This is a genomic window from Actibacterium sp. D185-2, assembly GCF_054954595.1.
Genome location: NZ_JBPWNX010000004.1, coordinates 219,159 through 238,982, shown reverse-complemented (window position 1 = coordinate 238,982; position 19,824 = coordinate 219,159). Strand labels below are relative to the sequence as shown.

The window sequence follows — 19,824 nt, the reverse complement described above, 5'->3', positions numbered from 1 at the left end:
CTATGTGTTGTCTTTGAAATCCCGCATGGCGAAATAAAGCCCCCGCTCCAATGCCTGTCGCCCCCGCGCCTCGGCGCGCGGGCGCATCAGGCTGGCGCAGGGAATGCCGGGCAGGGCCTGTTGAAACTCGGCACGCGCCACCTGGGCCAGTCCCTCGAGAAAGTGCAGCCGCAGCGGCGCGAAACCGGCATCGACCGACACGCCCGTCCGCCGCCACAGCTCGGGAAAGAACCGCTCATCCGCCTGCCGCCGCAACGCGGTCCGGGCTTGCTGGCTGCGGGCGTAATGCGGCTTGGCAACCTTGGCGCGGTCACCGCCGGCGGCCACCAGCGCCAGCCCGTTGCGCAGGGCAAGATCGACGGCGGCGATATCCTTCAATATGCCGTCTGCCACGGGCACCGCCTGTTCCCACAGGCCATGTCGCACCATCGCCTTGGGGATCGGCACGACACGCGACTTGAAACCGTCGGTCTTGGAATTCCCGCGCGCGAACGCTTCGGCGACCAGCAGCATCGGGGTGGCGTCCTCACCGGCACCTGCGCGCGCCAACAGCGGTACCTGCCACTCGGGCTCGGCCTTGAACAGCAGGCGCACCAGCATCTCATGCGTCCAGTCCTGGTCGCCCAGGGTCAGGCTCTTGCCCTCGGCGATATGGATTGGCGCCCAGGGGTCGCCAGTATTGCCCAGCGCCTGCTTGCCTGCCACTCGCGCGGCTTTTGATGTGCTGCGCAGGGCTGCGATCCGCCCATCGCGTTCAATCAGCCGGATGCGCCGGCAAATCTCGATGAACATCGGATCCAGCGCCGCCAGATCCAGCGACCGCCCCTCGGGCCAGGGATCGAGCCACAGCAGCGTCTTTCCCGACAGGCCCTGCCGCCGGCCAAGCAACAGCGTTACGTCCCGCGCCCACCAGGCCGAAGGGTCGACGCGGGCCGATCCGGCCAGCGCGGGCGCCAGGCCCAACAACACCCGCGAAGACGATCCGCCGTTCATCCGCGCGATGCCATAGTTCCCGGCGCCGCCGAAACCCTCCATCGTCTGCAGGCTGACCAGGGCCAGGATCCAGTCCTGCGGCGCGGCGTGACGGCCGATTTCGCGCTTTACATCATGGTTGCGCGAGGTGATCAGCATATCGAGCGCATCGGGAGTGGCGACATCCGACCATTTCAACCCACCCGGATCGGGCGGTTGCAGAAAGGCGGGCTGGCTGTGATCCGCGACTAGCAGATGCCAGGGCTCGTCGTCAGGAAAGGCGGCGGTCAGCCCGCGCAGGGCCGCGCGCCAGCTGTCCTCGTCCAGTGGCAGATCCTTGCGTCCGGCATTATCCAGCGCCAGAACGGCCAACTGCACCAGGAACATGTGCCAGGCGGGGCGCTGATGCGGGCGCAACGCCGGGAAAGACCCCACCGCGCCCCGCGCCATCGCAGCCAGCAGGCCGGGCAGGCTGTGCCAGCCATGATCACCCTGGATCAGCGGGTCATGCAGCAGATCATGCGTCATTTGATTTGCCCCAAGGGATTTGGGGAATTCTTGTCCGATACAAGTTTTTTCTCAGACAAGCTGGGCCTATTCTCGCGAAAACGAGAGAGAACGCCCTCGCAGCCGAACAGGGCGCGCGCCCAGAATATGTTTTGCCGCCACGCGCCGCCTGCGTGTCGTTCAGAGATCGCAGACATCTTGATCTTTAGCCCGATCTTCATTGGGATAATCTTTCAGATAAGCTGTTATGGGAATACTCTCATGCCTGCTCTATGTGTCAAGCTTAGCGAGCCCAATATTCGAGTATGTGAAGCTAAGGTCTTTAATACTAATAATAAAATTATGTTCCTCTGGGTCGTTTTGCAGGAGAGGGGTCTCATCCCCGGTCAGGCCGCGCGACCATTGCGCGGGCAGGGCGATCCGGTTGATCGGCACGCCGAATGCCCCGATCGTTCCGGGGGGCAGGGTCAGAACCACGCCGTCCTCGCCCAGGCGGGTGCGGATCTTTTCGTCATCGGGAAAACATTCCAGCGGCTGGCGGCGGTCAAGCAGCACCAGCTTGGCCGTTTTCATTTCGGCCAGAACCTTGCCCGTTACCCGGGCGCGGTAATCCTGCCAGCCCCGCGCCTCGGCGATCCGGTCCAGCGCCTCGGGGTGGGTGGCGGCCTCGACCAGAGTGCGGTTCATCGCGGGGATCCGCCAGACGGGATGCGCCGCGATCTGTTCCAGCGTGGCGGCGATGCCGGGCATATCGACATAGACCCCCGAGAGGCGCGGCCCGTCCGCATAGGCGCCCAGCCCGTTATCGGCGGCGCGGGTCAGGGGATCGAGCCCGCCTTCGGGGCACAAAACGATGGCCTGTGCAGTTTCGAACCCGGTTGGTCGTGGGCGCCGGTGCCGGTGTAGTCGCCCGATGCGCTGCAGCAGCACATCCATCGGGCAAAGGTCGGTGATCAGCAGATCGGCGCAGAGGTCGAGGCTTTGTTCCAGTGTCTGTGTCCCGATGACGATCCGCCCCGCGATCGGGCTGTCCTTGCCGACTGCATCTTCCACGGCCGCGTCCAGCAGAGCGCGATCCTCGGCGGCAAAGCGGCTGTGGTGCAGGGTGGCGATGCCGTGCACCGTCAACAGGTGGTCGGAGGCCAGTGCCCGGCAGGCGGTGAAGGTCTCCTGTGCCCGGGCCACCGTGTTGCGGATCACCAGGACCCTTGCCCCCTGCCGCGCCGCCTGTGCGGCCAGACTGGCCGCATCCTCGCCTGACCAGCCCGGCTGCGCCCGCACAGCCACTGTCTTGCCGACAGCGGGATCGGTGGCGACCGGATGCAATCCGGCCGACGTCCAGATCGCCGGATAGGCCCGCGCGGTGTCCTCGGCCAGGCTGGCGGGCGCCTCTTGCCGCCATTTGCGCCGCGCGGCTGCGCCCAGCGTCGCCGACATCAGCATGACATGCCCACCCAGATCCAGGTGGTCACGGGCAAGGCTTTGCTGGACTTCGCTCATGTATGGGTCAGAGGCGTGCACTTCGTCGATGACCAGCAGGGCGCGCGACAGGGCGGTACCGCGCAGATGGGCATATTTGACCATCAGCCCGCCAAGCGCTACCTGATCGACCGTTCCGACGGCCACCCGTGCCGCCAGATAGCGGGCCGAATGCTCGGCCGCCCAGCGGGCGGGATGGGCCTGCGAGTCATCCCAGCGCGTCGAGAAGTCTGCAAGCCGCGTGCCTGTCGCGTCGCCGGCCACGGCCTGGCCGGGAATGGCCAGCACCGCCTCGGGCGCGGTGTCGAACATGGTTTGCAGGGTATCGTTGATCCGCCGGTGCAACTGCCGCGCCGCTGCCCGCGTCGGCACTGCGAAATAGAGCGAGTCAACCTCGCCTGCCGCGAGCAGCGTGGCAAAGCGCCAGAGCGCGGCCTCGGTCTTGCCGGCCCCTGTTTCCGCCTCCAGCAGGACAAGCCGCTCATCGCTGGGCAACGCCCCCACGGCCGCCTGGGCCGGGCGCGGGCTGGGGTGGTCGGAAATAAGATCCCAGCCGGGGGCGTTTCGCAGCGCGGGCGCCGGTCCCAGATCGATTTCGCCGACGCGCCGCGCGGCGTTCCGCTGCGCGACGGACCAATAGCCGGGATCAAACTCTGCCACGAACGGAAAGGCGCCGGCATCGGAACCCACCCAGTCGGCCAGGGTCAGCAGGCCGCAGAAGAAATGCAGGAAGGGCGGCTCTGGCCGGGGTGGCTGCGACACCTTGATTTCGGGAAACCAGCCCAGCAGCGCCCGACCCATAACCGCCTCTTGCGCGCGCCAGTCGTAATAGGGCAGGTCCGGAAAGGCAGCTTGTGACTTGCCCGCACCGGGCGGTGCGACCGGGCGGCCGTGATGGGCGAAAATCGCGTCAAACCACTGCGGCAGATCCGGCCAGCCGAACAGATACCGCCCGGCGCCGGCAAGCACATCGCGATCGGGATCGACGGCGGTCCAAAGCCAGCCGCATTCCAGGTGCCCTCGCAGATGCAGGCCATGACCCTCGGGCCAGGCCTTGGCCTGAAACCCCGGTGCCAGCTTGCCGATATCATGCAGGAATACCAGCGCGGCTAGGCATGATATCTCTACCTGCGTCAAGGCGCGGCCAAGCGATCTTTCCGCCCGTCTTCTGAATATCGGCTGTTCCAGCAAGGCACAGAAGACGGCCGCGACATCGGCCGAGTGGTGCGCAAGGTGATGCGTTGCACCAGTAAGGCAATTCGATTTCCCCCATGTTGCGCGTATGTTGTGTGGCATCGCAGGCTGGGACATCGGAAATTTCTTTGATTGTGGCACACGCAGCATGAATCGCATATGGCGAATGCTGCAAGATGTTATTCTTACCAAATAAGAATAATGCATCGGCCCCGGCATGACGGAGGGGCGGCGTCTCTCTCATGCGCTAGCACCTTGCGGTAGCGTCCTGGAAGCCTTTTCCAGGTCACCTGACCCGCAACATCGTCAAGGCCAGGCGCTGGCTCGCGATGGTCATAGAAGGGAAAACCTTCGCCGAGATTGCACAGGCCGAGGGCACGTCGAAGCGCCGGGTTCAGGATGTCATTGATCTGGCGACGCTGGCGCCGGAGCCTCTGGACGCGATAGCAAAGGGCGAGCGACCTGCGGGCCTCAGCAGCGACTATCTGATCAATACAGGTTTCCCGGCGATCTGGTCTGGACAGCGTGAACAGTTTACCGCGCTCTGAGCGCAGCCCCCGCAAATTCCGCCAAACTCGTACCGCCGAAATCGCAAACAGAGACTGCGGCCCGAAATCGCCCGGTTTGGCTGTCAAAGGTCAAGACACTTCTTGCCCACACCCCCAATTCTTGGCAGTTCTGCCAACATGGATAAAAAGATGCTCCTGGATGTGATTATCCCGCGCCTGAAGGAAGTGGGCATGAGCGACGCGGAAGCGTCCGAAAGGACTGTCGGGAATCCGCACTTGATCGCGAACATGAAGCGGCCCAGGTACGGCATGCCATCGATCGAGAAGCTTAGCTCTCTGGCGGACGTTCTGGGGCTGGAGCTTTATTTCGGGCCGCAAAGGCCGGCAGCCACAGGGCACCTTCAATCCTATCATCTCGCTGAAGCGGGCAGTAATATGGCGTCTCAGGTCATCGCGCCGCTTGGTGCCAAGGAAGCGCTGCGCGGTGGGTACTTGCCGATCCCATACCACAGGGATGACCGCACGGGCGAGAAGGGGGCTGGTCCATTTGCGGTCGCGAACGGCTGGATAGCAGACAGCGGGCTCGATCCGGTCGGCCTGTCATTCGTAACGGTCCGCAATAGTCGGATGTCGCCCACCCTCGACGAGGGCGATCTCGCGCTTATAGAGGATCTTCAACCAAAAGAGCCGGACAATGATGTGTGGTGCGCATCGGACAAAGGCGACGTCGGCTTTGCCCGCGTCACGATGCCGACTCGGGCATCATATATTTTGAGCTACGATAGCCTCGGCTGCGCGCCGGCCGTATATAGCGGCAGTGACTTTTCCAATGTGCGGCTGCTCGGCCGTGTCGTTTGTGTCTTCAGAAGCATTAAAGGTTAGCCAAATGAAAACCCGTTTTTTCCTAATAGCCACTGCTTTTCTTCTACCAGCAGCCGTGGCGAATGCAGAAATTCCAACCTGCATCCGCGAAGGTTTGGTTTTGGAGAATTTGCATGTCACCGAGGTTGATGCAGAGCGCATCTCTTATTCTGGTGTGGTTAAATATAACGGTCCTGCGGTTATTGGTGGCCTTTATTACGGTGGCGCAATATTTCACGTCGCACGCGAAGTTCCTCTTGGAGAGCTTCGCGTCGACCTGCGCAAAATCCCAGGCGGCCTGGCCAGCGGAGAAAGGCTCGAAGTCGATGGGTGGACATATCTCGGCGCAAGAGGCGCAGGCATGATTAAAAATTTCAGCCAGGTCCGCCTGAGTCCCGATCTTATCGCTGTAGCCGACAGCCAGTTTCGGCCATTCGATCCGGTAGGTCCGTCTATAGGTGGCTGGGCTGATACTTCCGCTGCGAACCCTTGCGAACACTGAAATCAGTGGGAAGTTCGAGCATTATTTTTTACACTGGAATTTTCATTTTATCTGTGTGTTTACAAAGCATTATGGCGAACTTCCCACTGAAAAAACAACTTCCCAATTGAGTGGGAAGTTCCAAGCCACCGCATTTACGCATCTGAGATGCTACAAGTGGCTTAATCCCCTTGTTTACAAAGCCTTTAAGCCGCCATTCAAAGGCGCTTCAAGGTTGCCGCCGGTCGTCGTGACATGCTCTCTATCTGGCTATTTTCGCCCTACTGAAATGTCACGGCTCTGACCTGCTCCACCACCCACACCCCACCGCCAAGCCCCTTATTTATAAGCTTAATCCGCAATCTTCCGCCCTCATCCCCCCTCTTCCGCATTCACTGCAATAATAAGTGTCAACTAACATTGGCGCTCTGGTTCACGTCTCACTTGAGAACCGAACGCGCCAAAGCCCCGGAAACATCCGACAATCGAGCGGTAACTTTCAGCGCCTTGAAAAATCAGGAAAGATGGCTGGGGTGGTAGGATTCGAACCTACGATACACAGTACCAAAAACTGCTGCCTTACCACTTGGCTACACCCCAACGGTGGCCGGTTGATTACGCCAGACCGCGGCGCGCTTCAAGCCCAATTTCGGGAAAAAATGCACTTGGTCATGTGCCGCCCCCTTTCGAACCGGAACCGCTCCGGCACGAAAGGGGCGCAGGCCCCGAAACCGGTCAGATCCGGATCGGGTCGGCCTTGGCCAGCCGGTCGAAGGCCATCAGCGATGCCACCAGCGCCGGCATCTGATCCAGTGGGATCATGTTCGGCCCGTCGGAGGGCGCGGTGTCGGGATCCTCGTGGGTTTCGATGAAGACGCCCGCGATTCCCAGCGCCACGGCGCAGCGCGCCATGACCGGCGCAAATTCGCGCTGGCCGCCGGTGGTGCCGCCCAAGCCGCCGGGCTGCTGCACCGAATGGGTCGCGTCCATGATCACCGGATAGCCGGTCTGCATCATCGTCGGCAGCGACCGCATGTCGGCCACCAGCGTGTTATAGCCGAACGAGGTGCCGCGCTCGGTCAGCAGGATGCGTTCGTTCCCGGTGGACGTGACCTTGGGCACCACATTGGCCATGTCCCAGGGGGCCAGGAACTGACCCTTCTTGATGTTCACCACCGCGCCGGTTTCGCCCGCGGCCAGCAGCAGATCGGTCTGGCGGCACAGGAAGGCGGGGATTTGCAGGATATCCACGACCTGCGCCACGGGGGCGCATTGGTCGGCGGTGTGGATGTCGGTCAGCACCGGTACGTCCAGCGCCTGTTTCACGGCGCCCAGAATCTCCAGCCCGGCCTGCATCCCGACGCCGCGCTTGCCCGACAGCGAGGTGCGGTTGGCCTTGTCGAAGCTGGCCTTGAACACATATTGCGCGCCCGCCTTGGCGCAGGCCGCTTTCATCCGGGTCGCGATCATCATCGCGTGATCCAGCGATTCGAGCTGGCAGGGCCCCGCGATCACGGTCAGCGGGCGGTCGTTTCCGACGGTCAGACCGCCGATTGTCACGTCTTTCATTAGGCCGATACCTGTTCCCTGAGAATGGAGGCTGTCATCGAGATCATCAGATATATGCCACCGAAGATCAGGAAGGCCAGCAGCGTATTCTCGAAGGCGCGGGGATAGGTCGGCTCGTCCGGCGCCACGGGGCTGACGCCCAGCGACAGATAGCGCACCTGGCGGTTGGCCTCGATCCGGGCGGTTTCAAGCTGCTGCAGCGCCTGTTGCAGCAACAATTGCCGGTTGGCCAGATCGGCCTCGGCGATCCGTAGCTCGGCTGAGACACGGGCCAGCGAATCCGTGCCGAAGGTGCTTTCGGTCATCGAGCCGCGCAGTTCCCCCACCAGATTTTCCAGCCGCTGGATATCGCCCTGCACGCCTTCGACACGGGCCTGGTTGGGGCTGGCATTGTCCAGCAGCTGTTGCAGCTGAAGCCGCTTTTCGCGCAGCTGGATCTCGAAGTTGTTGATCTGCCCCATCAGGGCGCTGGTCTCGGTCACCGGGTCCAGAACGCCCAGCCGTTCCTGAAGCTCCAGAACCCGGTTCTGGGCCTCCTCGACCTTCATTTCGGCGTTGCGATAGCTTTCGCGCGCCCCGGACATCTGATCCTCGCGCAGGCGTTGGGTCAGCCCGTCCACCCGCTCTTCGGCATAGGAAATCAGCGCGTCCGAGAACGCGGCAGAGGTTTCGGGGTCGGCGGCGACCACCTCCATCTTCAGGATGCCTTCGGTCGGATCGTAGCCGATTTTAACGTTGTCCTTGAAGACCTTATAGGCCGCCTCACTGCTCGATCCGGGTTCCAGCCGCTGGATCGCGTCGATCCGCGGCTGGCTGAAATGTGCCTTGAATCCCAGATCGTCATCCAGCCGCCGCATCGCGTCGCGCGATTGCAGATAGCTTTGCACCGCGATCGAATCCTGCTGCACCGCCAGCCCGGTGCCGGCGAACATGCTGCCCAGCCCACCCGACATCTGGCTTTCGGCCTGCTGAATCACGAATTCGGATTTGGTCGCGTACATCGGGGTCGCGATGGTGAAATAGTAATAGCCCGCGATCAGCGTCGGCAGCAGCACGAAAACCCCCAGCCGCGACAGCAGCAGCGCGAATTTGCGGCGGCGGCGGCGGGCGATGTCCTGCTGGATGCGCAGCACCTGAAGCATCGGCGCTTCGGGCGGCGCAAGCTCGGTCGAGGGCAGGGTGTTCTTGCGGTTCTGTGGCACCGTCTGGGGCAGTTGCGGCTGCGGCTGGGTCTGCGGCTGACGCTCCTCGCCGTCCGCGATGACAAGTTCCAGCATGTTGGAGCGCTGGAACGGGTCGATGCCGTTCTGACGCAGCAGGCGGACCGCGTCGAAATCCGATGTGGGCGCCAGCCCATGCTTTTGCGCCACGCGCCGCGCCATGCGCAGTTGGCGGCCGGTCAGCCCCTCTTTGCGGATATCGGTGATTTCCGTGTCGGACGACGGCTCGCCCAGCGGCGGCATCGCGCTGGCAGAGGGTTTTGGCGATGACGTCGACGATGCCGGCGTCTCGGTCGGCGCCGGACGCTCGGCGCGGGTTGCGGCGGGCATCGGGCGATCGCCGAAATCATCCTCGACCGGCCGGCCGGCCTCCTCGGCTTCGGGGCGCGGGCGGCCATTGCCCAACGGTCCGCTGCGGCGGATGCGGAACTTTTTAGCTCTGGGTTTGGTAGTCATAGAGCTTTTTCGCCTCTTCCAGCGTGTCAAACATATAAAGTTGCCCCCTCAAAAGCACAGCCGCCGAGCGGCAGTATTTTTCCAGCGTTTCCGCCTGGTGGGACACGATCACGACGGTCGATTTTTCCAGCCGCTCACGCAGGATTTGTCCGGCCTTGCGGTTGAATTCCACGTCGGTGGTCGAGGGCATCCCTTCGTCGATCAGATAGATATCGAATTCCAGCGCCAGCATCAGTGAAAAACTGAACCGCGCCCGCATCCCCTGGCTGTAGGTGCCCACCGGCATGTCGAAATATTCCTCGATTCCGCACATCCAGCGCGAGAACGCCTCGACATAATCGGGGTCGAGCCCGTAAAGCCGCGCGATATAGCGGGCGTTTTCAGTGCCGCTGTGGCGGTTGACGACCCCGCCCATGAAACCCAGCGGAAACGAGATGCGGCTGGTGCGGTGGATCTGGCCCTCGTCGGGTTTTTCAAGTCCGGCCATCATGTTGATCAGCGTGGTCTTGCCGGTGCCGTTCGGCGCGAGAATGCCCATCGAGCGGCCCAGATCAATGCGAAAGGACACGCGGTCAAGGATGACCTTGCGTTGCCGTCCGGTCCAGAAGGACTTGCTGACATTGATGAACTCGATCATTCACTCGCCTTGGTACTGCCTCTGCCGGTTCCGCATCCTGCTTAGTGTACGGTTGCCGTATCATGGACAATAAAATGGTTTTTAGGCGGTATTATGTCCAACCCCCATGCTAATTTCCGGTACGGACGCGGGGTTCGTGGCCTGATTGTGGCATCGCGCCGCCCCCGCAGGGAAGGCGGCGCGCGCCCGATGCAGATCAGGAGGTCTGCTTTTCTACCTTCAGCACACGCCCGGCGATGATCGCGATGATCGCGGCGGCGAAGCTGAACAGCGCGCCCATCTTGGCGGCATCCTGCACCCGGACGCCTTCCAGATGCACCCCGTTGTTGAACGCGACAGAGGCGATGAACAGCGATACGGTAAAGCCGATGGCGGACACGCAGCCGATCACGAACAGATCGCGGGTGCGCATCCCCGCCGGCAGGCCCAGGCGCAGCGGCCCGGCGGCGAACCAGCCAAACAGGGTCACGCCCAGCGGCTTGCCGATCAGCAGCCCGGCCAGAACCAGCCAGGTGGGCGATCCGATGGACGAGAATTCGACCCCCGCGTTCAGCAGCCCGAAGAAGAACAGAACCACCTCGACCGGGTGTTTCAGCGCGTGTTCGATCTGGTTCAGCAGGTCGGTCAGGTATTGTTCGGCTTCGGAGAAGATGCCGAAGGCGCGATCGGCATGGGGGATGGTGGGCACGATCGGCAGCAGCCCCAGCGCCGGGTGCAGCCCGGCCTCCTGAAAGCCATACCAGCTGAGCGCGCCGGCGATCAGATAGGGCCAGAACGACAGGTACTTGCGCACCCAGGTGGATTTCGGGCGCAGCTGATCGCCCCGGTCCAGGCTGCGCGGCAACCAGTTGAACAGGATGAACACGCCCGCCGCGGCGCCGACCGACAGGGCAAGCCATTCGGGCGCCAGTTCACCGCTGGGATAGAAGATCGCCAGAATGATCAGGCCGGCGGCATCGTCGGCGATGGCCAGCAGCAGCAGGAACCGCACCGCGGGGTGGCCCGCGCCAAACACTAGGCGCCCGACAAGATAGGAAAAGGCGATGTCGGTGGCGGTGGGGATCGCCCAGCCGCGGTTGACCGCGTCGAAGGTTTCGGACCCCAACAGCATGGCCAGCCCCAGATAAACGGCGATCGGGCCAATCATCCCGCCCAGCGTGGCGAACAGCGGCGTGGCCGCCTTTTTCCCGATCAGCGAGCCGTTTTCCAGGATCACGGCTTCCCAGACCTCTTTCGCGGCGATGGCGAAGAAGAAGGCCATCAGCACATCGTTGACCAGATAGTGCAGGGTCAGGGTGCGCTGGATATGGCCTTCGACCTCATGCGCGTGGCCGATGATGAAATCGTCGATCAGGACCAGATCGACGAAGTCGTGATAGGAATGGGGATTTATATTGGCCCACACCAGCGCGATCAGCGCGCCGATGATCAGCAGAAGTGAATAGTTGGTAACATAGTTCCAGACCCGATACATGCCCGTCCTCTCCCGTGGTAACCTCGGACTGAGATAGAGCATGTCAAAAGCAGGGGCAACCGCCCCAAATGCTTCAGGCGGCCAAGTTCCACACGATCCCGGCGATGATCGAACCAATGAGCGCAATGCCCAGATAAGCGGCAAACACGCGCGGCTTGACCAAGGCCCAGACCGCGACCGCGGCGGGGATGCAGCTGATCCCGCCGGCCAGCATGAACGACATCGCCGCGCCGTTGCTCATGCCTTGCTGCATCAGGCTGTCCACCAGCGGCACGGCGGCATAGCCGTTCAGATAGGCGGGCCCGCCCACCAGCGCCCCCAGCAGCACCGGGCGCAGGCCGTCGCCGCCCAGCACCCCGGCGATCATGTCGGCGGGCAGATAGCGCAGCATCAGCGCTTCGAGCATATAGGCCAGCAGCAGCCACTTGCCCAGAAACAGCGCGTTCTCGGTCACGGTGGTGCGGAAGGTCCGGCGCCGCTGCGCATCGTGCCAGAAGCGCCAGTGCGGCTTGCCGCTCAGGATCGCGGGACCGGTGCCGCAGCCGGTGTTGCAGCAGGCGGCGGGCTGTGCCGCCTTCAGCGGATCGGTGAACAGGGCGGTGCGCGACAGCGCGCCGGTGGCAAAGCCGCCGAACAGCCCGATACCGACCGCGGCCACGGTCTTGGCGATGGCGAAGTCCATTCCCAGCGTGCCCGAGGTAATCAGGAACATCGCCGGATCCATCAGCGGCGAGGACAGCCAGAACGCCATGACCGCGCCCAGCGGCGCCCCCAGCGCCAGCATCGCGGCGATGAAGGGAATCACCTCGCACGAACAGAACGGGGCCAACCCGCCCATCAGGGCCGCCAGAACGATCATCCGGGCCTGGCGGCCCTCGAATGCGCGGGCCAGCAGTGTCTCGGCTCCGGTCGCCTTCAGATAGCCGACGGCCAGCACCGCAAAGAGGATGAACACCCCGGTATGCGCCAGCGCGCGGGCGGCGAAATCCAGCGTCGGCCACAACTGCGCGCGGTCGAACACCGCCAGCAGAACCGGGATCAGCGCGATCAGAAGCCAGGCCTTGTCCAGCCGCTTCCACAGCGCGGGCAGGCGGGGCGATGTCAGTGCGGTGTCAGTCATCGGCATGGTCCTTGTGGGGTTCGGTGGCGTCGGCACAGCATTCCGACAGCAAGAAGTGCGACAGCGCCTTCATCTCGTCATAGGCGGCGGCGATGCAGATGATCGTCCGGCCCTGGCGCAACTGCGTCACCAGCCCGGCCTGGGCCAGTATTTTCATGTGATGCGTCAGGGTCGATCCGGTGATCCCGCTGCGGCTGCCCAACATGCCGATCGACAGCCCCGCAGGCCCCGCGCGCACCAGGCAGCGCAGCACCGAAAGCCGTTGTTCAGAGCCAAGCGCGGCAAAGGTCGAGGCCGCGCGGGCAAGGGACAGGTCATCGCATGTATCATGTTCCATGATTCTATATTTCTAGAAATGTCGAAATGAGTCAAGTGCGATTTGGCATTTCCGCCAATCGGCCCTATCTGGGGGCAATGCCGGACCCGCTTGCGCCCCTGAAAGACCGGATTCTGTCGTGCACCCTGTGCGCGGATCGCTTCGCCATGACCGCCACCGGCCACGCGCCGCGCCCGGTGCCGTGGTTCGCGCCCGGCGCGCGTATCCTGGTGGCGGGGCAGGCGCCGGGGATGCGGGTGCACAAGGCGGGCAAGCCGTTCTTCGATCCTTCGGGCGACCGGCTGCGCGACTGGATGGGGATCGGCGCCGATCAGTTCTATGACCTTTCGCGCGTGTCGGTGCTGCCGATGGCGTTCTGCTTTCCGGGCTATGACGCCAAGGGTGCCGATCTGCCGCCGCCCCGATTGTGTTCCGACACCTGGCACGCGCAGGTCCGCGCTGCGCTGGGCGCGGTGCCGCTGACCCTGCTGATCGGCGGCTATGCGCAGAAATACTTTCTGGGCGCGGCGGCAAAGGGCGGCGTGACCCGCACCGTGGCGGGCTGGCGCGCCCATGCGCCGCGCGTCTTTCCCTTGCCGCATCCGTCCTGGCGCAATACGGCATGGCTGAAGAAAAACCCGTGGTTCGGCGAAGATCTGCTGCCGGTGCTGCGAACCCGTGTGAAAGAGGTGATGGATGGCTGACGAAACCGCACTGGACCTGGCCCATGCCGCAATGGAGGCCGCGCCCGAAGACGACGCCGCGCGCCTGCGGTTTTTCGAGCGTCTGGCCGACAGCGAGCTGTTCTTGCTGCTGGCCGAAGAGGCCGAGGACGATAACGTGACCCCCGATGTGTTCGCGCTGGAAGGCGGGCGTTTCGTTCTGGTCTTCGACCGCGAGGAACGGCTGGCCGAATTCGTTGGCGTCACCGCCCCCTATGCGGCGCTGTCGGGGCGGCTGATCGCGGCGATGCTGGCGGGGCAGGGGATCGGGCTGGGGGTCAATCTGGGCGTGGCGCCCTCGTCGATCCTGATCCCGGCCGAGGCGGTGGACTGGCTGGCCGGTATCCTGTCGCAGCAGCCGACCGAGGTCGAGGCGCTGCCGGTGGAAATCACGCCGCCTGCCGGGGTGCCCGACTTTCTGCTTGGCGCGCTGGATGCGAAGCTGGGCACGGCGGCGGGGCTGGCGCCTTTGGTCTATCTGGCGGGGGTGCTTTATGAGGGCGGCCAGCAGGGCCATATGCTGGCTTTCATCGATGCGATGCCCGGTGCCGAGGGCGCGCTGACCCAGGCCGCGGGCGAGGCGCTGACCTTCAGCGGGATCGAGGCGGGCGCGATCGACGTGGCGTTTTTCGACGCCTCCGATCCGATCGCGGCGCGGCTGGCGCGGGTCGGGCTGCGGTTCGACATCCCCGAACCGGTCAGGGTCGATGCCACCGGCCCACAGGCGCCGGGCATGGAGCCCGACAAGCCGCCGAAGCTGCGCTAGGAAGAATTTTCACGAAAATTCTTCGGCCTGAAAAATCTTCGTGAAGATTTTTCCGAAGCGGTCAGTAGCCCTTTGTCCGGTCCACCAGAAACAGCAGCGTCTCGCCCACTTCGCCGCGGCGGACATTTTCGGCGATCACCCGCGCGGCACTGGCGGCGCGGGTTTCGGACGCGATATGCGGCGTGACCGTCACGTTCGGATGCGCCCAGAACGGATGCGCGGGCGGCAGCGGTTCGATTCGGAACACATCCAGCGTGGCGTGACCGATCTGCCCCGCATCCAGCGCCGCCAGCAGCGCATCATCGTCGATCAGCGGGCCGCGGCCGGGGTTGATGATGACCGCCCCGCGCGGCATCTGCGCCAGCCGTTCGGCGTTCAGCAGGTTTTCGGTCTCTGCCGTCAGGGGCAGCAGCAGCACCACGATCTCGGCCCGCGCCAGCGCGGCGGTCAGCCCGTCGGGGCCGCTCAGGCAGGTGACGCCGGGCAGGTCCCTGGGACTGCGCGCCCAGCCCAGCACGTCGAATCGCAATGCCGCCAGCGCGCTGGCGCAGGCCCGGCCAAGCTCGCCCAGCCCCAGAACCGCCACGGTGCGGTCGCGCGCCAGCGGCGGCACGACCGGGTTCCAGACGCCGTCCTGATGCACGATCTGCGCGTCCATCCCCAGATGATGACGCAACACATGGCCGGTGACCCATTCGATCATGCCTTCTTCCAGGCCCGGATCGACCATGCGGCACAGTGGCTGGGTCAGCGTTTCGTTGCCAACGATGGTTTCGACCCCGGCCCACAGGCTCAGCACCGCCTTGCAGCCGGTGAACGGGGTGAAATCGCGCAGGGTGCCGTTCGGGGCATAGACGATGTAATCCACCGCCTCGGGCGTGTCGGTTTCGGTGAACAGGTTCACCGCTAGCCCTGCTTCGGCAAAGGCATCGGGCAGCAGGCCGCGATATTGTTCCCACCGGGCCGCATTGGCGGCAAAAAGTATGTTCAGCGTCATCGTCCCCTCGGTCTGTGAATATGCGCGCTTTGCACCAGCCCGAAGGCGGCCATCAGCACCAGCATCGCTGACCCGCCGTAAGAGACCAGCGGCAAAGGCACCCCCACCACCGGCGCCAGCCCCATCACCATCGACATGTTCAGTGCGAAGAACAGAAAGAAATTCGCGGCGATCCCGAGAATCAGAAGCGCTGAAAACCGGTCCTTGGTCTTTAGCGCCGTGGTCACGCAGAACACGATGATCAGCCCGTACAGCATCAACAGGGAAAATCCGCCGATAAAGCCGAACTCCTCGGCCAAGGTGGTGAAAATGAAATCGGTGTGTTTTTCGGGCAGGAAATTCAGCCGGCTTTGCGTGCCCTGCATGAAGCCGCGCCCGGCCCAGCCGCCCGATCCCAGCGCGATTTTCGACTGGGTGATGTGATAGCCCGCCCCCAGCGGATCGGAGGCCGGATCAAGGAATGTGTCGATCCGGCGGTACTGATAATCCTTCAGCAGTTGCCAGGGCGTGCCGCGCGACGCGAAAACCCCGGCCAGCAACCCGGCCCCCATCGCAAAGACGGCCGAAAAATAAAGCCAGTGCACACCGGCCGCGAACATCACCGCCGCACCGCCGATCACCAGCAAAAGCGCGGTGCCAAGGTCGGGCTGCTTGAGCACCAGAAAGGTCGGCAGCAGGATCAGCGCCAGCGGCAGCGCCACGAAGATCGGGCGCGACACTTTCTTGATGTCGAGCCAGTCGTAATAGGCCGCCAGAATCATCACCAGGGTGATCTTGGTCAGTTCTGACGGCTGCAGCCGCATGAAGCCCAGATCGATCCAGCGTTGGGCGCCCATGCCCACGGTGCCGAAGAATTCAACAAACAACAACAGCAGCACCGACAGCGCATAGGCCAGCGCCGCCATGTTGCGCCAAAACCAGATCGGAACGAACGCCACCATGAACATCGCGATCAGGCCCATGGCAAACCGCTTCATCTGCGGCTCGGCCCAGGGGCTGAACGACCCGCCCGCCACCGAATACAGCATCATGAACCCGACCCCGGCCACGGCGGTCAGCAACAGCACCAGCGCCCAGTTCAGATACAGTACCTTGCGAAACCCGGTCGGGACGGTTTTGACGTTATATTCAAGATAGCTCATGCGCGGCTCCGCCCGGTGGCGGGGGCCGTGGGCGCACGCAGCGGCAGGGTGCCGAACAGATCCTCGATCTTGCGGCGCTGGTTTTCGGGATAGGCGGCCAGCGGCGGCACATCGCCGTAAAGCGCGCGCAGGGCGATGTCGCGGGCGATGGGCGCGGCCACGGCGGACCCGCCGCCGCCATGCTCGACCACCACCGAAACCGCCACTTTGGGCGCATTGAATGGCGCAAAGCAGACGAACAGGGCGTGGTCGCGCCGCTCCCAGGGCAGGTCTTCGTTGCGAAACACGCCGCGCGCCCGTTCGGCGGTCGAGATGTTGCGCACCTGGCTGGTGCCGGACTTGCCCGCCATCAGATAGGCGTCATCGGCCACGCGCGCGCCATAGCCGGTGCCCCGGCGGCTGTTGGAGACGTTGAACATGCCGCGCTGCACACGGGCCAGAAGCGCGGGGTTCAGACCCAGTTCCACGCCCGCGCCGTCGGGCTGTTCCATCCCGTCGATGGATTTCACCAGCCGCGGCGTGACCGAGCGACCGCTGGCGACCCGCGCCGTCATGACCGCCAGTTGCAGCGGCGAGGCCAGCACGAAACCCTGCCCGATCGCGGCGTTCAGCGTGTCGCCGACGACCCATTCGGCGCCGCGGTTTTCGCGTTTCCAGCTTTTGGTCGGGGCCAGCCCCTCGGCCACCGCCGACATCGGCAGGTCATGCCGGGTGCCCAGCCCCAGACGCCGGGCCATGGCCGAGATCTTGTCGATGCCCACCCGGCGGGCGACCTCATAATAATACACGTCGCAGGACTGTTCGAGGCTTTTGTTCAAATCGACATGGCCGTGGCCGCCGCGCTTCCAGCAATGGAATCGCCGGCCGCCGCTTTCCAGATAGCCGGGGCACCAGACGGTTTCGTCCGGGCCGATCACCCCATCCTCTAGCGCGGCAAGCGCTGTGACCATCTTGAAGGTCGACCCCGGCGGGTAGGTGCCCTGCACGGTCTTGTTGGCCAGCGGGCGAAACGGGTTTTCGGTCAGCGCGCGGTAATCGGCGACCGAAATGCCGCGTACGAACTTGTTGGGGTCGAAACCGGGGGCCGAGGCGATCCCAAGGATATCGCCCTTGGCCACGTCCAGAACCACCGCGCCCGCGCTTTCGTTCGACAGACGCGCCTGCATGAAATTCTGCAGCCCGGCATCGACGGTCAGCTGCATATCCGCGCCTTTCTGGCCGGGGATGCGGTCCAGTTCGCGGATGACGCGGCCGACGGCGTTGACCTCGATCCGCTTGTTGCCGGCCTTGCCGCGCAGCGCATCCTCCATCTTCGCCTCGGCGCCGGTCTTGCCGATCTGGAACCGCGGGATCTGCAGTACCGGATCGGGGTTTTCCAGCTTGGACAGGTCGTAATCCGAGACCGGGCCGACATAGCCGATGATATGCGCGAAATCGCTGTCCAGCGGATAGTGGCGCGACAGTCCGACCTCGGGGGTGATGCCGGGCAGGGCGGGGGCGTTGACCGCGACCTCGGCCACCTCCTGCCAGCTTAACCGATCGGCCACGGTGACCGGCACGAACGGGCTGCGGCGCATGATTTCCTTGCGGGCGCGTTCCAGATCGTCGGGGGTAAGCGACACCAGCCGGCCGATGGCGGCCAGCGCCGTGTCCACATCGGTCACGTCCTCGCGCACCAGAACGATCCGGTAATTCTGTTCGTTCTGCGCCAGCGCGACGCCGTTGCGATCGAAGATCAGCCCGCGGGTCGGCGGGATCAGGCGGATGTTGATCCGGTTTTCCTCGGCCAGCAGGCGGAACTGATCGGCCTGATCCACCTGCAAATGCCGCATCCGCAGCGCCAGCCCGCCCATGAAGACAACCTGCGCGCCGCCCAGGATCAGGCCGCGGCGGCTGATCCGGCGGCTGCTTTCCTCGATATCCTTCGGCGAATGCTTCATCGGGCCGTCCTTTGCGCGTCGATCTCGGCGGCGGTCAGGCGGCGCAGACCGAAGGCCTGATGCGCGACCAGCACGACGGCCGGATAGGCCAACACGGTCATCACGATCTTGATGACGCTCATCGCCAGGCCGGGAAAGGCGGTGGCGGTCACGCCGAGGATCAGCGCATAGCCAAGCGAGATCGCGACGATGACCACCGTGGTCAGCAGCCATTCGGCGGCGAACGGCACCTCGCCCGCGCCGGTCTGGCGGCTGCGCAGGAATTCCGCCGCCAGCACCACCAGCGCGGTCCACAGCCCCGGCGGCCGCATCAACAGCAGGTCGGCCACCAGAAAGACCGCCGCCAGCAGCAGGGGCGGAATGAAATCGGGGCGCCGCTGCACCCAGGCCAGTGTCAGGCACAACAACAGGTCGGGCCCCGGAAACCTGGCCGGCAGGGTGTGCAGCGGCAACAGTTGTAAAAAGAGCAGTGCGGTGGCAAGGGCCGCGAACAAAAGCTGGTAAATCCAGCGCTGGCTGGTTTGCGGGTCGATCACGGGCGTTCCTCCGCCGTGCTCAGTTCGGCCGGGGCGGGGGGGCCGATCACCGCCGGCGCGATCAGGCCGCCGGGATCGCGGATGACCTCGTTGCCATGGCTGCGCAGCACCCGCAGGAATTCGAGCCGCTCGTAATCCGCCGCCAGCCGCACCCGCAGCCGCCGGTCGGCCCCCAGCGCGACCTGCCCGACCAGCAGCCCGGCGGGAAACACCCCGCCATCGCCCGACGACACGACCCTGTCGCCGGGGCGCACCGCTTCGGGGTTTTCCAGAAACTCGATCGGGGGGGCCGCGCTGTTGTCGCCGGCCAGAATCGCGTGCTGGCCCGAGGGCTGGATCGTCACCGGAATGCGGCTGTTGGAATCGGTCAGCAGGATCACCCGCGCGCTGCTGCGCCCGACGCCGGAAATCCGCCCGACCAGGCCCAGCCCGTCAGTGGTGGCCCAGCCATCCACGATGCCGTCGCGCGCGCCGACATTCAGCAGCACCGACTGGCGGAAGGGCGATCCGCTGTCGGCCAGCACCAGCCCGGTGATATAGGTCAGCTGCGGGTCGAGCCGCACCTTGTTGAGATCGAGCAGCTTGGCGTTTTCCTGCTCCAGTTGCAGGGCGGCCTCTTTCCACGCCTTCATCTGGCGCAGCTCGCGGCGCAGTTCCTGGTTTTGTTCGTAGATTCGGGTGTAGGACTGAAACCCCTCGACCATGCCCGCAGCCTTGGTCACCGGCAGCAGGGCCCAGTCGAACGAGGGCACCACCCTGTCCACCAGTGCGGCGCGGAACCGTTCCACCCTGGGGCTGTCGATCCGCCACAGCAGGAACAGGCCCAGCAGACACACCACAAGCCCCCCGATCGCGATACGCCGGATCGGGCGGACATAGTCGGCCTGGTTGTGTCGGTCTCTTGCCACGGCGGCCTCTTTGCGGAC

General features: G+C 64.3%; 18 protein-coding genes and 1 tRNA gene. 5 read left to right on the top strand and 14 right to left on the bottom strand.

Annotated elements, in window-relative coordinates; translation table 11 throughout:
- Both ACSR1C_RS09805 and cas3 read right to left on the bottom strand, forming a co-directional pair.
- The gene (locus ACSR1C_RS09805) at positions 1 to 1,500 is read right to left on the bottom strand and encodes a hypothetical protein (RefSeq protein WP_460259058.1); all 1,500 of its coding nucleotides are present in this window, start codon (positions 1,498 to 1,500) and stop codon (positions 1 to 3) included.
- 249 nt (positions 1,501 to 1,749) lie between these two features.
- Positions 1,750 to 4,254: a CRISPR-associated helicase Cas3' gene (gene cas3 / locus ACSR1C_RS09800; protein ID WP_462596923.1), complete on the bottom strand. Its 2,505-nt coding sequence runs from the start codon at positions 4,252 to 4,254 to the stop codon at positions 1,750 to 1,752.
- A gap of 227 nt (positions 4,255 to 4,481) precedes the next feature.
- On the opposite strand from cas3, the gene ACSR1C_RS09795 reads away from it, so the two are divergent.
- From ACSR1C_RS09795 to ACSR1C_RS09785, 3 genes are all read left to right on the top strand, one after another.
- Entirely contained in the window at positions 4,482 to 4,700 is a 219-nt protein-coding gene (locus ACSR1C_RS09795; RefSeq protein ID WP_460259060.1) for a hypothetical protein, read from the top strand.
- Between the two features lie 150 nt (positions 4,701 to 4,850).
- Complete coding sequence (locus ACSR1C_RS09790; RefSeq protein WP_460259061.1) at positions 4,851 to 5,543, top strand: hypothetical protein; 693 nt, start codon at positions 4,851 to 4,853, stop codon at positions 5,541 to 5,543.
- Positions 5,544 to 5,547: 4 nt separating this feature from the next.
- Positions 5,548 to 6,024 carry a hypothetical protein gene (locus ACSR1C_RS09785; protein WP_460259062.1) on the top strand — a complete coding sequence of 159 codons (477 nt, stop codon included), beginning with the start codon at positions 5,548 to 5,550 and terminating at the stop codon, positions 6,022 to 6,024.
- A gap of 504 nt (positions 6,025 to 6,528) precedes the next feature.
- On the opposite strand, the gene ACSR1C_RS09780 is transcribed toward ACSR1C_RS09785, so the two are convergent.
- From ACSR1C_RS09780 to ACSR1C_RS09750, 7 genes are all read right to left on the bottom strand, one after another.
- Positions 6,529 to 6,603 (bottom strand) — tRNA-Gln (locus ACSR1C_RS09780).
- A 135-nt stretch (positions 6,604 to 6,738) separates the two neighbouring features.
- Complete coding sequence (kdsA, locus tag ACSR1C_RS09775; protein ID WP_460259063.1) at positions 6,739 to 7,572, bottom strand: 3-deoxy-8-phosphooctulonate synthase; 834 nt, start codon at positions 7,570 to 7,572, stop codon at positions 6,739 to 6,741.
- The gene (locus ACSR1C_RS09770; RefSeq protein ID WP_460259064.1) at positions 7,572 to 9,248 is read right to left on the bottom strand and encodes a capsule biosynthesis protein; all 1,677 of its coding nucleotides are present in this window, start codon (positions 9,246 to 9,248) and stop codon (positions 7,572 to 7,574) included. Before ACSR1C_RS09770 ends, kdsA begins: the two co-directional genes overlap by 1 nt.
- Positions 9,226 to 9,885 carry an ABC transporter ATP-binding protein gene (locus ACSR1C_RS09765; RefSeq protein ID WP_460259065.1) on the bottom strand — a complete coding sequence of 220 codons (660 nt, stop codon included), beginning with the start codon at positions 9,883 to 9,885 and terminating at the stop codon, positions 9,226 to 9,228. The genes ACSR1C_RS09770 and ACSR1C_RS09765 overlap by 23 nt, the downstream gene beginning before the upstream one ends.
- Positions 9,886 to 10,081: 196 nt before the next feature.
- Positions 10,082 to 11,359, bottom strand: coding sequence for a Na+/H+ antiporter NhaA (locus ACSR1C_RS09760; protein ID WP_460259066.1), 1,278 nt, complete (start codon positions 11,357 to 11,359; stop codon positions 10,082 to 10,084).
- A 73-nt stretch (positions 11,360 to 11,432) separates the two neighbouring features.
- Complete coding sequence (locus ACSR1C_RS09755) at positions 11,433 to 12,479, bottom strand: permease (protein ID WP_460259067.1); 1,047 nt, start codon at positions 12,477 to 12,479, stop codon at positions 11,433 to 11,435.
- Positions 12,472 to 12,816 carry an ArsR/SmtB family transcription factor gene (locus ACSR1C_RS09750; RefSeq protein WP_460259068.1) on the bottom strand — a complete coding sequence of 115 codons (345 nt, stop codon included), beginning with the start codon at positions 12,814 to 12,816 and terminating at the stop codon, positions 12,472 to 12,474. The genes ACSR1C_RS09755 and ACSR1C_RS09750 overlap by 8 nt, the downstream gene beginning before the upstream one ends.
- A 77-nt stretch (positions 12,817 to 12,893) precedes the next feature.
- Between ACSR1C_RS09750 and ACSR1C_RS09745 the strand changes: the two genes are divergently transcribed.
- Entirely contained in the window at positions 12,894 to 13,499 is a 606-nt protein-coding gene (locus ACSR1C_RS09745) for a uracil-DNA glycosylase family protein (protein WP_460259289.1), read from the top strand.
- A complete protein-coding gene (locus ACSR1C_RS09740; protein ID WP_460259069.1) occupies positions 13,492 to 14,283 on the top strand; it encodes an SseB family protein in 792 nt (263 codons plus the stop codon). Before ACSR1C_RS09745 ends, ACSR1C_RS09740 begins: the two co-directional genes overlap by 8 nt.
- A gap of 61 nt (positions 14,284 to 14,344) precedes the next feature.
- Here the strand turns inward: ACSR1C_RS09740 and ACSR1C_RS09735 are convergent, their stop codons facing one another.
- Genes ACSR1C_RS09735 through mreC form a run of 5 tightly spaced genes read right to left on the bottom strand, consistent with a single transcriptional unit; the run spans position 14,345 to position 19,806 of the window.
- Positions 14,345 to 15,280, bottom strand: a complete 936-nt coding sequence (locus ACSR1C_RS09735) for a 2-hydroxyacid dehydrogenase (protein WP_460259070.1) — start codon at positions 15,278 to 15,280, stop codon at positions 14,345 to 14,347.
- Positions 15,277 to 16,422, bottom strand: coding sequence for a rod shape-determining protein RodA (rodA, locus tag ACSR1C_RS09730; RefSeq protein WP_460259071.1), 1,146 nt, complete (start codon positions 16,420 to 16,422; stop codon positions 15,277 to 15,279). The genes ACSR1C_RS09735 and rodA overlap by 4 nt, the downstream gene beginning before the upstream one ends.
- Positions 16,419 to 18,362 (bottom strand): penicillin-binding protein 2, encoded by a 1,944-nt coding sequence (gene mrdA / locus ACSR1C_RS09725; RefSeq protein WP_460259072.1) that lies wholly within the window; start codon positions 18,360 to 18,362, stop codon positions 16,419 to 16,421. The genes rodA and mrdA overlap by 4 nt, the downstream gene beginning before the upstream one ends.
- Complete coding sequence (locus tag ACSR1C_RS09720) at positions 18,359 to 18,898, bottom strand: rod shape-determining protein MreD (protein ID WP_460259073.1); 540 nt, start codon at positions 18,896 to 18,898, stop codon at positions 18,359 to 18,361. The genes mrdA and ACSR1C_RS09720 overlap by 4 nt, the downstream gene beginning before the upstream one ends.
- The gene (mreC, locus tag ACSR1C_RS09715; protein WP_460259074.1) at positions 18,895 to 19,806 is read right to left on the bottom strand and encodes a rod shape-determining protein MreC; all 912 of its coding nucleotides are present in this window, start codon (positions 19,804 to 19,806) and stop codon (positions 18,895 to 18,897) included. The genes ACSR1C_RS09720 and mreC overlap by 4 nt, the downstream gene beginning before the upstream one ends.
- Positions 19,807 to 19,824 lie beyond the last annotated feature (18 nt).

Bases quoted from the DNA above. Each gene is read 5' to 3' on its own strand.
- ACSR1C_RS09790 (WP_460259061.1), top strand. From the start codon at position 4,851: ATGCTCCTGGATGTGATTATCCCGCGCCTGAAGGAAGTGGGCATGAGC.
- mrdA (WP_460259072.1), bottom strand. From the start codon at position 18,362: ATGAAGCATTCGCCGAAGGATATCGAGGAAAGCAGCCGCCGGATCAGC.
- rodA (WP_460259071.1), bottom strand. From the start codon at position 16,422: ATGAGCTATCTTGAATATAACGTCAAAACCGTCCCGACCGGGTTTCGC.
- cas3 (WP_462596923.1), bottom strand. From the start codon at position 4,254: ATGCCACACAACATACGCGCAACATGGGGGAAATCGAATTGCCTTACT.
- ACSR1C_RS09785 (WP_460259062.1), top strand. From the start codon at position 5,548: ATGAAAACCCGTTTTTTCCTAATAGCCACTGCTTTTCTTCTACCAGCA.
- ACSR1C_RS09745 (WP_460259289.1), top strand. From the start codon at position 12,894: ATGCCGGACCCGCTTGCGCCCCTGAAAGACCGGATTCTGTCGTGCACC.
- ACSR1C_RS09750 (WP_460259068.1), bottom strand. From the start codon at position 12,816: ATGGAACATGATACATGCGATGACCTGTCCCTTGCCCGCGCGGCCTCG.
- ACSR1C_RS09765 (WP_460259065.1), bottom strand. From the start codon at position 9,885: ATGATCGAGTTCATCAATGTCAGCAAGTCCTTCTGGACCGGACGGCAA.
- ACSR1C_RS09760 (WP_460259066.1), bottom strand. From the start codon at position 11,359: ATGTATCGGGTCTGGAACTATGTTACCAACTATTCACTTCTGCTGATC.
- ACSR1C_RS09770 (WP_460259064.1), bottom strand. From the start codon at position 9,248: ATGACTACCAAACCCAGAGCTAAAAAGTTCCGCATCCGCCGCAGCGGA.
- ACSR1C_RS09735 (WP_460259070.1), bottom strand. From the start codon at position 15,280: ATGACGCTGAACATACTTTTTGCCGCCAATGCGGCCCGGTGGGAACAA.
- kdsA (WP_460259063.1), bottom strand. From the start codon at position 7,572: ATGAAAGACGTGACAATCGGCGGTCTGACCGTCGGAAACGACCGCCCG.
- ACSR1C_RS09795 (WP_460259060.1), top strand. From the start codon at position 4,482: ATGGTCATAGAAGGGAAAACCTTCGCCGAGATTGCACAGGCCGAGGGC.
- ACSR1C_RS09755 (WP_460259067.1), bottom strand. From the start codon at position 12,479: ATGACTGACACCGCACTGACATCGCCCCGCCTGCCCGCGCTGTGGAAG.
- ACSR1C_RS09740 (WP_460259069.1), top strand. From the start codon at position 13,492: ATGGCTGACGAAACCGCACTGGACCTGGCCCATGCCGCAATGGAGGCC.
- ACSR1C_RS09805 (WP_460259058.1), bottom strand. From the start codon at position 1,500: ATGACGCATGATCTGCTGCATGACCCGCTGATCCAGGGTGATCATGGC.